General features: G+C 55.1%; 7 protein-coding genes. 3 read left to right on the top strand and 4 right to left on the bottom strand.

Annotated elements, in window-relative coordinates:
* Nucleotides 1-336 precede the first annotated feature (336 nt).
* Entirely contained in the window at nt 337-4,392 is a 4,056-nt protein-coding gene (locus BLX24_RS01110) for a glycosyl hydrolase (protein WP_071501238.1), read from the bottom strand.
* A gap of 140 nt (nt 4,393-4,532) precedes the next feature.
* Complete coding sequence (locus BLX24_RS01105) at nt 4,533-4,979, bottom strand: peptidylprolyl isomerase (RefSeq protein WP_071501237.1); 447 nt, start codon at nt 4,977-4,979, stop codon at nt 4,533-4,535.
* Between the two features lie 230 nt (nt 4,980-5,209).
* On the opposite strand from BLX24_RS01105, the gene BLX24_RS01100 reads away from it, so the two are divergent.
* Nucleotides 5,210-6,091 carry an SDR family oxidoreductase gene (locus BLX24_RS01100; protein WP_083421741.1) on the top strand — a complete coding sequence of 294 codons (882 nt, stop codon included), beginning with the start codon at nt 5,210-5,212 and terminating at the stop codon, nt 6,089-6,091.
* 262 nt (nt 6,092-6,353) lie between these two features.
* Here BLX24_RS01100 and BLX24_RS01095 read toward each other — a convergent pair whose 3' ends face one another.
* The gene (locus BLX24_RS01095) at nt 6,354-7,223 is read right to left on the bottom strand and encodes an AraC family transcriptional regulator (RefSeq protein WP_071501236.1); all 870 of its coding nucleotides are present in this window, start codon (nt 7,221-7,223) and stop codon (nt 6,354-6,356) included.
* A gap of 184 nt (nt 7,224-7,407) precedes the next feature.
* On the opposite strand from BLX24_RS01095, the gene BLX24_RS01090 reads away from it, so the two are divergent.
* Together BLX24_RS01090 and BLX24_RS01085 are read left to right on the top strand one after the other, a co-directional pair.
* Nucleotides 7,408-8,115 (top strand): (Fe-S)-binding protein, encoded by a 708-nt coding sequence (locus BLX24_RS01090; RefSeq protein ID WP_071501235.1) that lies wholly within the window; start codon nt 7,408-7,410, stop codon nt 8,113-8,115.
* Nucleotides 8,105-9,499 carry a lactate utilization protein B gene (locus BLX24_RS01085; protein ID WP_071501234.1) on the top strand — a complete coding sequence of 465 codons (1,395 nt, stop codon included), beginning with the start codon at nt 8,105-8,107 and terminating at the stop codon, nt 9,497-9,499. The genes BLX24_RS01090 and BLX24_RS01085 overlap by 11 nt, the downstream gene beginning before the upstream one ends.
* A gap of 190 nt (nt 9,500-9,689) precedes the next feature.
* On the opposite strand, the gene BLX24_RS01080 is transcribed toward BLX24_RS01085, so the two are convergent.
* Nucleotides 9,690-13,889, bottom strand: a complete 4,200-nt coding sequence (locus BLX24_RS01080; RefSeq protein ID WP_071501233.1) for a hybrid sensor histidine kinase/response regulator transcription factor — start codon at nt 13,887-13,889, stop codon at nt 9,690-9,692.
* Between the last annotated feature and the right edge of the window lie 97 nt (nt 13,890-13,986).

The following is a 13,986-nucleotide window of genomic DNA, read 5'->3' as shown; positions in this document are numbered from 1 at the left end:
TTTTCAAAAAAGGGTAAAACGCACCCGTTCTGTACTCCTTAGAAGGCCGGCCAGGCGGGTCGGATCGTTCCATTAAACAACTCAACGAACATGAAGAGCAACGAAAATCACATGAAAGTACAGCCAAAGATCAGACTAAAAAGGCTGATCAGCGCGTTGATTAAACGCAGAGAGCGCAACGGGTGAGCGCCAGGCGTTCACCCGTTTTTTTACCTTCACTACACGTTTTTCAAAGAGTGAATGAGCGATTGAGTGAAAGAGCGACATGCTCCGCCACTAAATCACTTAATTGGCTGACAGCCACTCTTTCGCTCTTTCACCCTTTCACTCTTTATCTCAAATCGTCACCTGCATGACCGGCAGTAGCCGGACGGGGCCGATCAGACCGGCTTCGAGTAATGGCGACTCCTTTGTGTAATGCTTCCAGGTAGCAAACGTAACCTTACCGTCGTCAGGCTTAGGGGCTCCGTTTTTGTACCAGGCCGGCAGTTGCTGAATAGCCCCGCCGCTCAGGCTGGCGAAGCCGCTCCCGCCCGCCCCCGGCGTATAGGCATCTACATCGGGCGTCTGCGCATCGCCGATCAGCCGGTTGGGCCATTGATTGGTGACCAGCACCTCCAGCTGGTTGGTTCCGGGTTTAACGGCATCGGTAATATCCAGCCGGAAGGGCCGTTTCCACAGTGTGGAGAGGCTTTTTCCGTTCAGCCGTACTTCGGCGATCACCTCTACCCTACCCAGATCCAGATAAATCCGGCGGTTCGGACCGGTCATTGCCGGGTTCAGGTCAAAGACGTGGGTATAGGTTGCCGTACCGGAAAAATACCGGACGCCAGGCTCCGGATGTTTCTGAAGCGGGATCAGTTCGGATAACCCGATCGTTGCCGGTGCCCCCCGATCCGGCGGAAACGAAACCTGCCAGCTTCCCGATAACACCAGTGGTTCGGGCAGGCTGCCTACCGGAATGGATCGTTCTTTGCCCGCACGGTCGCGGAACACATATTTGCCGTTTTCCCAGAACAGGAAAGAAGCTCTCTCCTCGCCGGTGACGGAAATGACGGGGGTTGTCTCTACCGGGGTATATCGCTCTCTGGCCAGCTGACGGATGCGGTCATCCGGCAACCCCTCCCGTACCAGTTGAGGCACCGACATATCCCCATTGTAGCAGGAAGCGCCATCGCGCAGAAAGGCCTGATCGAGGGTTGGATGTATCTGATAACCGGACGCTTTTCCCCGCTGAATCAGTTTGCCGTTCACGTAAACCGACGGTGCGCCTTCGCGGTATACCACCGCAATATGGCTCCACCCTGAGATAGCGGCGGGAGCGGCCAGAACCAATACCGGCTTACCGCCCGCCCGTTCCCAGACGGCGACGCCGTTCCGCCCGATGGCCAGCCCGGAAGCCGCGTGGTTAGCGCCGTACAATTCCTTTCCCGACGCAGGATAAATCGCATAGAAATCCGTCCAGGGATCCGCAATCCCATCCATGAAATTCTGCGTCGAGAGCATGATATTCAGCTCCGGTTTTGCCCACACGCTGATCGTGAAGGTATTAACGACATCCGTAAACCGCTTCGGTGACACGATCGGATACGGACGCGCAGCCCGCAGGAGCTGCTGATCTCTGGACACCGAGACATATTGGTTCTCAGGCGCTCCCTGCCGGAACACAACAAACACCGACGCTGCCGGTTCGAGCCGGAGCGGTATCCGCGTCTGCCCGTCTTCGGTTTCATACAGGTTCATTCTGGTCACCGTTCCGGTATCCGCATCCCAGATCTCCGGCAGTTTTCCGGCAATCCGGAAACTCACTGCTATTTCTTCAGCCGTGCGTCGCTGATTGGTTAGGAAGTAGACATCCTCACTGCCAATCCGGCGGTGAATCCAGGTAACCGGAGCATCCCCGGATCGCGACGTAATCACCACATCCGGAAGCAGCTTTATAGCCTTCAACACATCCGGAAGTGTTTTTCCGGCATATACCATGCCTTTACCAACGACATTTTCCACCGGCGGTACCGCACTTTTAAGCCCCCACAACTGATCCAGGATCCGGTTAAACTCAAGGTCTTTTCCGGCATCGCGCAACCCAAGGGTTCGTGCAGGCCGCTGACCTATAATGACCAGGCCCTGCATCACCAGTTCCCTGATTTTCTGTAACAGCGGCAGCGATATGCCTTCCGGGTGTTGCAGGATCAATACCCGATAACTCATGCCATCCGGCAGGGTGAGCCGATTATTTACCATCCGTGCATGGCGGAGAATGGTTTCGGCACTGATGACATCATAGTCATAGCCTTCGGGGGGTGCCGGATTCAGTTCATCCGGACTCACTTTTGCATAGGCATTGCCTTCTTCGCCAACCAGATAGGCAAGATCGGCGACAAACAACCCTTGCTGAAGCAGGCTCTGACAGCGGGACAGGTAAGCCATCCAGGGCCGCGCCTGCTCCCACCACGTATTGGTCCGGTCGAAATGAATGCCCCACGGTCCCATCGTCATGCCCGGCTGGGCGGTCGGGTGCGGCTGATGGGCATAGCGATGGAAAATCACACGGGTAAGCCCCTGACTAAACAGCTTGTCGCCCAGGGCTTTCATGCCGAACGGGTATTCCTGCCAGCGGGCCGATTCGGGTTCGCCGGTAAAGGCCTCCGCCCCGACCACCTGCGGCTTGTCCTCCCCTTTTCCGTTCGTATGGGCAATAGATGCCGCGAGTTTAACCGTCCGGTGCATGGTCAGGTTATTCTGGAATATCGTAGAGAGACCATTCCAGAATTCCCCCATATTGACATCGACCCGGGAACCGGTCTGTAGCTCATCCATCGGGCCCCGGTCATACGGTTCGGCATAGGCGATCAGGCCGTGCTGGTGACAAAGCGTCGTGAACTGACCGTAATAGGCATCGGCCATCAGGTCGGCCTGGGTACGGCGGATGTCCCACAAAAAACGTTCGGTTGTGTCAACGGAATCCAGAAACCGGCCGGTCATGGCGGGTAAATACGTCCGCAGGTCATAGCCGTTTTGCTGGCGGAAATGGGTTTCAAACCCATCCGTCCAGTTCTGCATACCCACTTCGTAGCTGTCGATGAGCAGACCGGCCTTGCCCTGTCGGGCCAGCGGCTCAAGGGTAGGCAGCAGTTGTTCCATCATTTTATTAAAGTGGGCCGTTATGGCGTCTTTGCTGAACTTGTCGCATTCCAGCCCGATGCCGGTATCAGGCGCCGACCGGTTCATGGTTGCCGTCGACGTATAGCCGAAGCGAAGGATGGTCCAGTCACCCGCCGGCGCATCCCATTGCAGGCGGCCGGTAGCATCGACCTTGTCGGTCAGGTCAACAAGGGTATTCCGGTGGACAATGGCTGATTTTTCGGGCGGTGTCGTTTGGGGGGCCGCCCCCGCCACCCCGCTGAAGGCGTAGTTAGCCTTTTTGCGCCAGTCGGTCAGGCGCAGGGCGTTCGAGAAATGGATACCCGTATACTGAATGGTTTTTGCCGAGACAAACCGAAAGGCCTTCACCATAACCGACGGAAATTCGGCCCTTGACATCACATCGGTTACGGGCACGGTCGCCAGCTTCCGGAACGACACGCCGTCTTCTGAAACCTCAATGGATACCGACGAACCGCCAAATCCGCCCCCGCCGGTATCCACAACCTGCCCGACAAATCCCAGTGCCTGCACCTCAACCGTAGCTTTCAGGTTGATCTGCAGATACGACGGCTGGTCGGCCGTTGTGCCCTGAACCGTAACGCCCTCTTTGTCTTCACCGTTTAATCCGCTGATATCGACCGCCCCAACCGGTGTTTCTACGCGACCGATGCTATTCTCAAAAGCCATCTCGCCGAACAACGACGGGTAGGCCAATACCGCCACATCGCGGTAATGCTGTAGCTTGGTATACGGCTGAGGCAGTTTACGGTTTACGGGGCGGCCGCCCTCTACGCACAATTCGCTCCAGGTCAGTTGCTTCATCGACTGTTCGGGCGTTATCCACGGCCCGCCGCTCGACGACCAGCCCGGGCAGTTGTGGATCGTAAATTCGAGGCCGAGCCGCTGCGCTTCCTGAATGGCGTGTTTTTTCAGCTCCAGCCATTCGGGGCTCAGGTATTCGAGCGGCCCCTTCGGGATGCCCGTTCCTGCGTCAAAATTCTGTACCCCGCCGATGCCGATGCGCTGCATGGCTTCCAGATCGAGCGTGATTCCTTCTCTGGTTACATTGCCGTTCATCCAGTGCCACCAGGTCTGTGGCTTTGCCGTATCGGGCGGGTTTCTGAACGACTCTAGTAAGGGAGAGGGCGCAGCCGGTTTTCGACCGGAATAAACGATGGAGGCAGGAGTGACAAGCGCCACTAAACCGGTGGCACCGCTTTGCTTAATAAAGGAACGTCTTTTCATGATTAAGGTCAGGTGGGCAACTACTCGCCGATTGCCGGTTCAATAATGGCTAAAGTTTTCCAACCTGACAAATTCAGCTGTAAAACGGCTGCGCCACCGGTCGATGACATGCCGTTTTACAGTGACAGTGCCCCCTGCCGTTACAGCTGCGCCGTCTTCGTATCCCGCTTCAACGACAGGACAATGTGTTTGCTCCACGACTCGTTTTCGCGCCGGTCGACCAGCTGAAAAATGTGGTAGCCGAATACCGTTTTAAACGGCTTTGAATACTGACCGGGCTTTAACCTGGCCAGTACCTTGTCAACCGGCGGTACATATACCCGTGGTTTCGCCCAGCCCAGATCACCGCCGTGCTCCCGTGACCCGACATCCTGAGAATACTGCTGTGCCAGCCCCTCAAAGGACTCTCCCGCCTTAAGCCGTTTGTAGAGCTGTTTGATCTCCTGCTTAGCTGTTTTTTCTGTGTAGACCGTCTTGTTTAGCGGAACAGCCGGCTGTGACGGGCTCTGCGCACGGGCCACGGAAACCGTAAAAAAGGATGCCGCAACGACAAAGGCGAGGTTGACTACGAAGGCGTGTGCTTTCATGGTTGTTTGTGTGTTTTGGAGTGAAAACAAGATCAGAACGACACTTTTCCGACCTCCGCAAATATCTGATAAAGCATACTATGCCTTCCGTTAAAAATGCTTAAAGTCTGTTAACAAACGCTAACCGCACTCGTTACCCTGCGGTTCCGGAACTCCCTAACTGCGGATTTGCAATCCGAACTACCAGACAATTTGTTACCTTTAGCGCCTGATCTTTTCCCTCCCTGAATATGTCTCAATCCCGTCCGCTTGTGGCTGTCATCGGCGCCACCGGCATGTTGGGCCGGCCGGTAACAGAGGGCCTGCTCGCAGCCGGTTTTCCGGTCCGCATTGTGGCTCGTAAGCCAGAGAACGCAAAACGGCTCTTTCAGAAAGCCGAAGTAGTCGCCGGTGATCTCCGGCAGCCGGACAGCCTTGTTGCCGCGTTTCAGGGCGCCGATATCGTCTACCTGAACCTGTCGGTAAAACAAACGGAAAAACCCGGTGATTTTCATACCGAATCAGACGGCTTAACGCATGTGCTGACGGCAGCGAAAGCGGCCGGTGTAAAACGGATTGCCTATCTGTCGTCAATTGTAATGCGGTATCAAGGTATGCATGAGTTCGATTGGTGGGTTTTCCGGATCAAGCAGGAAGCTGTCCGGCGTATTAAAACGGCAGGGCTGCACTACAGCATTTTTTATCCCTCCTGTTTTATGGAAACGCTCCTGCACACCCAGCGTCTCGGGCCTTTTATCCTGCTGATTGGCCGCTCGCCGGTTCAGCCGTATTACATCGCCGCACAGGACTATGCCCGGCAGGTTGCTGCGGCCTTGCAGCTTGCGGGCGATCAGCCACAGGAATATGTGATTCAGGGTCCGGAGGGCATTACCCAGCACGAAGCCGCCGAACGGTTTGTGCGCGCCTATGCGGCCTCGCGGTTGATGACCCTGACCGTACCGCCGGTTTTGCTGAAAGCAGGCAGCCGGTTCACCCAACAGGCCGATTATGGCCGTCACATCGGCGAGGCGCTGAACAACTATCCCGAAGTGTTTGAAGCCGCCCGAACCTGGGCGGACCTGGGCAAACCACAGACTACAATTGAAGATTTTGCGAAGTCGGTTAACGTGTAGAGCAAAGCAGGTGATTGCTGTCTGTTATTCTTCTGCTGTTCCGGATCTCCGTATCCGGAACTCCATAACCGCGGATTTGCAATCCGCACTACCGGACCATTTGTTACCTTTAGCGCCCGATCTCCCCCCCCCCTGAATATGTCTCAATCCCGTCCACTAGTGCGGTAACTTACGTTTGCTTAGTGGTGGCACGACTATTAGCTGACTGGCCGGAGCCTGGCTTAACCCAAGAGTCGTGCCTCCACTTCCATCAATTACCGCTTTACCCTTGCTTAAACTCTTTCCGATACTGTCCGGGGCTTTTGCCGGTGATTTCCTTAAAGTACTTGTTGAAGGTCGAGAACTGATTGAAGCCACTGTCGAAACACACCTGCGAGACAGGCAACTGCCCGTCAATGAGCATCTTACAGGCATGATGTACCCGCAGTTCCAGCATAAACTGGGAGAATGATTTACGGCTTCTCGATTTAAAATAACGGCAGAAGGAGTGCGGACTCATGTTGGCCACCGCGGCAATTTCGTCCAGCGTCACCTTCTGCTGAAAGTTGGCCAGGGCATAGGCATATATCCGGTTAATCCGGTCGGTATCGGCCTCGTTGAACTGGCCGGGATATTCACTGGACGACAGGGTCTCCCACTCCTCCGACCGCGCCATCAGTGCCAGTATCCGCATGAGTGTGATCACCTTGTCGGTGCCGGTCTGGGTCAGCATGTCGTGCATCAGCACTTTTACTCCTTCCCGCAGCTCACCGAAAAGCCGGATTCCCTGCCGTGCTTTTTCCAGAAACCGTGCAACGGGCCGGTTTTCAGGCAGTTGCAGAAACTGATCACCCCAGAAATTTTCCAGAAAATGTACCACCGTGGCCTGGGCAACCAAATCTTTCCGGTTCTCAAAATAAGCATTATCACACCGCCAGTAGTGTGGCAGGTTAGACCCGATCAGAAAGACATCCCCCGCCTGAAAGTTCTGGATATTATCGCCCACAAACTGCGTACCGCTCCCCTGCTCAATGTGCAGCAGTTCGATTTCAGGATGATAATGCCAGCGGTCATAGAAGTAAAGAACTACATCCCGGCGGACACTAAATGAATTTTCGGACGTAAGCGATACACGCAGTAATTGGGGCTTCATACCGATTAATTTACGAAATATTGGCTAATACTCCTGCTTTTTTGCCAAAATAACGGTAAAAATGGCCAATCTAACGAAAGAAATCCATCCGGAAAACTGCTTCTTTTGTCATAGTAAGTAAGCCGTAGCCGGTGCTCTGCTTTTATGTGGGAGTGCTGGCTTATTCCCTTAATGTGTACATCCGATGCGTGTTGGATTGTTTGTTCCCTGTTATATCGACCAGTTTTATCCGCAGGTAGCCATTGCGACGCTTGAGCTGCTGGAAAAACTGGGCTGCGAAGTGGTTGTACCGCGCAATCAGACGTGTTGCGGACAGCCGATGGCCAACTCTGGTTTTGCCAGCCTGACCGGCGGCTGCGACCAGAACTTTGCCAGAAACTTTGCGGAATTCGACTACATTGTCTCCCCGTCCGGCTCCTGTGTGCTGCACGTAAAAGAGCATAATCACCTGCTGAAAGGGCAGATTTATGAACTCTGCGAATTCCTGACCGACGTGCTGCATGTCAGCTCGCTCAATGCCCGTTTTCCGCACAAGGTCGGGCTGCACCAGAGCTGCCACGGCCACCGCGGGCTGCGGCTGGCGTCGATGTCGGAGCGCAACGAAAAGCCGTTCTCCAAGGTTGAGCAGTTGCTGAATATGGTGTCGGGACTGGAAGTAGCCGTACCTAACCGCCCTGACGAATGCTGCGGTTTCGGGGGTACGTTCTGCGTCACAGAAGAAGCGGTGTCGGTAAAAATGGGAAAAGACCGGATCCGCGAACAACTGAACAATAATGTGGAGTACATCATCGGCGGCGACGTTTCGTGCCTGATGCATCTTGAAGGTATTCTCCGGCGGCAGTCGTCGCCGGTTCAGGTTAAACATATAGCCGAAATCTTAAATGCAGACTGATCAGCACCTTATCCCGCACGCCGAAGCGGCCAATCAGTTCATTAAGGACGAAGAACGTACCGACTGGCACGACCAGACGCTGTGGTTTGTCCGCCAGAAACGCGACAAGATAGCGCATACGATTCCGGAATGGGAGGACCTGCGCGAACTCGGCTCACAGATCAAAAACCATACGCTCTCACGGCTGGATCACTACCTGGCGCAATTTGAGGCCAATGCCAAAGCCAACGGCGTGCATGTACACTGGGCGGCCAATGCAAAGGAGCATAACGAAATAGTGCTGGGCATCATCCGGAAACACAGCCCGACGGGCATTGCGAAGATGGTGAAAAGCAAGTCGATGCTGACCGAAGAGTGCCACATGAACGAATACCTGATCAGTCAGGGGGTTGAGGTGATCGATACCGATCTGGGGGAACGCATTGTGCAGCTGCGGCAGGAACCGCCCAGCCACATTGTTATGCCGGCGATTCACCTGAAAAAGGCGGATGTCAGCGACACATTCCACGAGCACCTAGGCACCGAAAAAGGCAATAACGACCCGCAATACCTGACCGAAGCAGCCCGTCAGCACCTGCGCGAGAAGTTTGTGGGGGCATCAATTGCCATCACGGGCGTAAACTTTGCGGTCGCAGAGACGGGCGGCTTTGTCGTTTGTACCAACGAAGGCAATGCCGACCTTGGTGTGAACCTCGCCGATGTACACATTGCCTGCATGGGGATCGAGAAGATCATTCCGCAGCAAAAACACCTTGGTGTATTTCTGCGGTTGCTGGCCCGCAGTGCTACCGGTCAGCCGGTAACGACCTATTCAAGCCATTTCCGTAAGCCACGCCGCCAGGGGCAGGAAATGCACATTGTGCTGGTCGATAACGGGCGCAGTACGCAGCTGGGGCGGCCGGATTTCCGGAACTCGCTCAAGTGTATCCGCTGTGCAGCCTGTTTCAACACCTGCCCGGTGTATCGCCGCAGCGGCGGCCACAGTTATCACAACGCGGTTGCGGGTCCGATCGGCTCGATTCTGGCCCCGAATCTGGACATGCGCAAAAACGCCGACCTGCCGTTTGCCTCGACCCTGTGTGGCAGTTGCTCGAACGTGTGTCCGGTGAAGATTGATATTCACGATCAGCTCTGGAAATGGCGGCAGGTACTGATGGCTGAAGGGCTGGCCCCTGCCTCGAAAAAGGTAAGCATGCAGGCCATGGCAACGGTGTTCAGCCATCCGGCCGTGTATCGCCTTGGCGGAAAAATCGGACGCTGGACAGTGAAAAACCTGCCGTTCTTAGTGAACAACAAACTGAATCCATGGTATACCCAGCGTGAAATGCCGGCCGCACCGCCCGAAAGCTTCCAGGAATGGTACGCCAAAAACCGTAAGAAATAAGGTTTTTATAACCACAGAGGACACGAGGGTTTGCACGAAGCAGTCAGGAATCCTTTCCGGATTACGAAAACATCAAACCAAAACACGGAGAAATTGCCGGTCATCCGGGCGGAGTGTGCAGAATAAACTTTCTACGAAGTCCCGGACAGAAAAATGTATGCGGGATTGGTGTCAATTTCTCCGGGTTTAATCAAAGCAACGCTCCTTCGCCGGGGCGCAAACTGGCCGGATTGATCCCAAAGCGCTGGCGAAAGAGCCGGGCGAAATAAGAAGGCTTCTGAAAACCTACACTTAAGGCAACTTCTTTGATAGTCTCGTACTGCCCGCTTTCCAGCCATTCGCGGGCCGTTTGCAGGCGGATTTCCTGGACAAACTGGAGAGGCGATAAACCCGTCCGCTCTTTTATCGCCCGGTAAAACCGGCGCTGGCTCATATTAAACTCATAGGATAGCGCACTGATCTGAAAACTACTATCGGCAAGTTTGCCCTGAATAAACTGTTCGACATTCTCAAGCCAGTCCTCACCAACCGGCGATTCGTCGGGCGGGGTCTGTTGGACCCACAGGTTACGCTCCTGAGCACGGGTAAGCAGGTTATGCAGGCGCGTCAGCAACTCTTCCTCATCAAACGGTTTGGTCAGGTAATCGGCTACACCCAGCCGGAGGGCCTGTAGCCGCACGGCCTGATCGGTGCGGGCCGTCAGCATCAGAATCGGAATGGAGCGGAGGCGGGCTTGTTGCCGAATCGTGCCAACAAATGTAATACCGTCCATTTCGGGCATCATAATATCCGTGATAATCAATTGCGGTAACTGATCGGCTGGCTGGCTGGCTAACCATACTTCCGCATCGCGACCGTTCCGGCAGCTATGAAGTTCATAAACCGGATCCAGCAACGTCTTCAGATAAGCCGTCATCTCTACGTGATCTTCTACCAGCAACACAAGATCACGACTGGAGTCACGGGGCGTGGTGGTGGTAGACGTAGACGGCAATCCTGTAGATCGGGCCAGCTCATCGGGCCGGAATTTACTGACGGCATCGACCCAAACACGGGGATAGGTGACAGCAAATGTACTACCCTTCCCCCATTGGCTTTGCACGGTGAGTTCGCCCTGCCACAAGCGGCAATAGTCGCGGCAGAGAGCCAGGCCAATACCGGTGCCGCCCTGCAACAACGCATCCGGCCGGCGCGATTGGTAATAGCGGTCAAAAATATAGGGCAGGTCGTCCGGATGAACCCCGCAGCCCGTATCCGTAACGCGCAGGCATACGGGATCATTCTGAGTCTGAAGCTGCACCGTAATCTGTCCGTTGGGAGGTGTAAATTTCAGGGCGTTGGCAATCAGGTTTCGCAGCACCGTTTCTACTTTCGGCGCATCGAGCAGCAGCCATTGCGGCGCTGCGGTTCCCGTTGTCATGAGGCGGATGTTGGTAAATCGGGCCTCGGTGGCAAAAGCTGCCACTGTTCGGTTGGTGAGGTCTGCCAGATCGACCGGATGAGGAGCCAGCTCCAGTTGGCCGGCATCCAGCCGCGACAGGTCGAGCAGATTGTTGACAATCCATTGCAGGTGCTGCGCATTCCGCTGCATGGTGGCAATGAGTTGGCTCGTTGTGAAATCGTTGCTTCGTTTGGCCAGCAAGTTGAGGGGCCCCAATATCAGCGTGATTGGGGTACGAAATTCGTGGGTGACGTTGGCAAAAAAACGGGCCTTCACGGCAGCACTCTCCCGTAAGTCGGCGGCTTGTTGTTCAATAATCACTTTGTCGCGTTCAATCGTAGCTTTATCCTGCTCAATCCGGGCTGTTCGTCGGGCCACTTCGGCTTCCAGATGGGCTTTCTCCCGGACAAACTGCCGGTTTCGCCAATGGATGTAAATCATAATAAGGCTACCCAGTCCCGCCAGCACCAGACCAATAAACCAGGCTTGCCAATAGAACGGTTTTGCAATATGGATGGGAATGGTCAGAATGGGAGAAACCCAGTCGCCATTGTCTGTTTGGGCACGAACTTTCAGGCTATATTCTCCGGCGGGCAGTCCGTTTAGTCGTAGTTCTGACCCGTTTTGTACCACCCAGTTCTCCTGCCAGCCGCCAATCTGAAACCACAGCCGGGTTTTGCCCAGATAGCGGTAGTCGGGCAGGGCAAAGGAAAGCGAAACCAGCCGGTCGGCAGCCGTTAAACGGACCTCTTTCTGCTGTTCGAACTGAGGCAGGTAATCTACCATTTTGCCCGTGTCCGGATCTAATTTGTGGTATTGGGTAACCAACAGCAGCGACTGCCCGGGTTTGGTAGCCTGTATCTGATCGGGGTAGAACGCCGTAATCCCGTTCAGCCCTCCCAGAAACAGCCGCCCGTCGGGAGCGCGGTAGTGGGCAATCAGGTTAAATTCTTCATCGGCGATTCCGTCTTCGGTGTGAAAAATCCGGATTTTATGCGTCTGCCGGTCAAAAGCCATCAGGCCGTAATTGCCGGGCAACCAAAGCCGGTGATGCCGGTCTTCATAAATCGCATAAAGGGTATTGTCGGCGAGACCCTGCTTCCGGGTAAACTGTCTGTATTGGCCCGTCTGCCGGTTCCAGCGAATAAGTCCGCCACCAAGCGTGGCCAGCCAATACACCGAGGTACTGTCGGGATCGGGATGCACAAATGCAATGTGATCAAAAGGCAGTGCCTTGTTCTGCGTGCTGTAGCGGGCAACGATGCCACGCAGGGTATCTAATACATACAGCCCCGACGAAGCAGCTACCCAGATTTCCCGGGTTTTCGGGTCGGGGAAGAAGCCATTGACCTGGCTTTGGGCGAGTTCGGGAAAACGATTGTATCGGGTAAAAGACCGGCACTGCGCCTGTCGGGTATCAAAAATACTTATACCCTGTCGGTGGCTCATCCAGATGTGGTGCCTGCCATCGTCCCAAAGGCTGACACCCAGATCATAAGGTTCTTTAGCCGGAATGGGATAGGTGGTCCTATGCCCGGTCTGCGGGTTGATGTTGACAAGCCCGGTCTGGATTGTCCAGAGTTGGCCCGACTTATCCTTGATGACCGGACATAGGTAGGACAGAGTTGACTTTTTAGGGTCGTGGGGGTCAAAAACAGGTTCGCTCCTGCCGGTTTGCAAATCGACCCACTGGCTTTTATTGGTATTCACCCAAAGCCGGTTTCCATGCTGCACCATGCCGCGAATGGAATGGCGGATGGCCCGGGGAGCCTGATCGGCCTGATGCAGGTAACGGGTGAACTGATTGGGTTCGAGGGTGAGCAGCACCACCCCGTCGTCGGTACCAAGCCAAACAGCTCCTGTCCGGTCTACATACGACCGGGCAAACTGCTGCATACCCGGTGTGGGCAGGCGGGTGGTCATCAGATCGAACACGACGCCGTGTGTGGGGTGCCAGGCAAAGCAGACCTGCCCGCTACCGATCCAGAACAGATTTCGGAGCGAGTCGTAGCGGACCGTCATGGCAAGAAATATGTCGTCGCTCCGGTCGCCAATCGGGTTCCGGCCGAAATGGATCGACAGTGGGGTGAGTTGGTTTGTCGGCGACAGTTCGTACAGAAAATCATCAAGCTGATGGTCGGTTAAGCGGGGAAGACTTTTGGGCGGATCAACTTTAGCCCGGGCCTGCAAATAGACCACTCCACTGGCTGTATGCGCAATGGGAACCAGTAACCGGGGAAAGTCCTGCCGACGTAGTACCCGACCCAACGAGTCGATTTCCAGCAGGGTACTGCCCGCCCCCGTTTTGCCCCGTTTCAACGTAACCAGTAATGATCCCTGCGGCGTTTCCAGCGTTCCCAACACATCACTGAAACCATCAGAGAGAAACAAGTGCCGGATAGTTTGGAAACTACCCTGCCCCAGATGCCGTACTACCCGCCCGCTTGTGGTGATCAGATACCGAAACGGCTGGCTGTCTTTTGGGGGGAAGAACAGCAGCGGGTCGGCCCGGAAAGGGTCTGCATGCCCAAACGCTTCCTGAAACGATACGGCCTTTGTTTTTCCGGGAGGGACAATCTGAATAGTCTGGAGCTTGCGATTTACTCCCCCCATTAACCACAGATACCCCGCCTGGTCGGTACGGATCGTGTAGCATCCAAAGTTGGCAGGAGCAGTATTGGCAGTGGCAGTAGCAGGCATGAGCGGTTCGAACTGTTGGCCATCGAACCGATAGGCATTCTGGAGGGTGCCTATCCAGATAAACCCCTGAGCGTCCTGTCCAAACGTAGTAACGATTCGGCTGGGCACCCGCTGCCCGAAGGTCAGGTGTCGGGCACTGACGATGTAGGGCGGCTGGCTGACCGGCGATTGCGCCCGGAGGGGAGGCAAAACCAGATGTAGCAGCACCCACAGATACAGGCAAGGCGAATAGCGGGGTAAACGATCCATTTTTAACGGTGTACTGACGTACGCTAAAACAAGTCAGGATGGTTCAGAAAACACTTAAAAATAACTACTCCCGCCGTTTGGTAACCGTAAAATCTGC

The sequence above is a fragment of the Arsenicibacter rosenii genome, from assembly GCF_001870735.1.
GTDB lineage: Bacteria > Bacteroidota > Bacteroidia > Cytophagales > Spirosomataceae > Arsenicibacter > Arsenicibacter rosenii.
The sequence above is the reverse complement of the archived record's forward strand: the minus strand, read 5'-3'. Positions and strand labels throughout refer to the sequence as shown.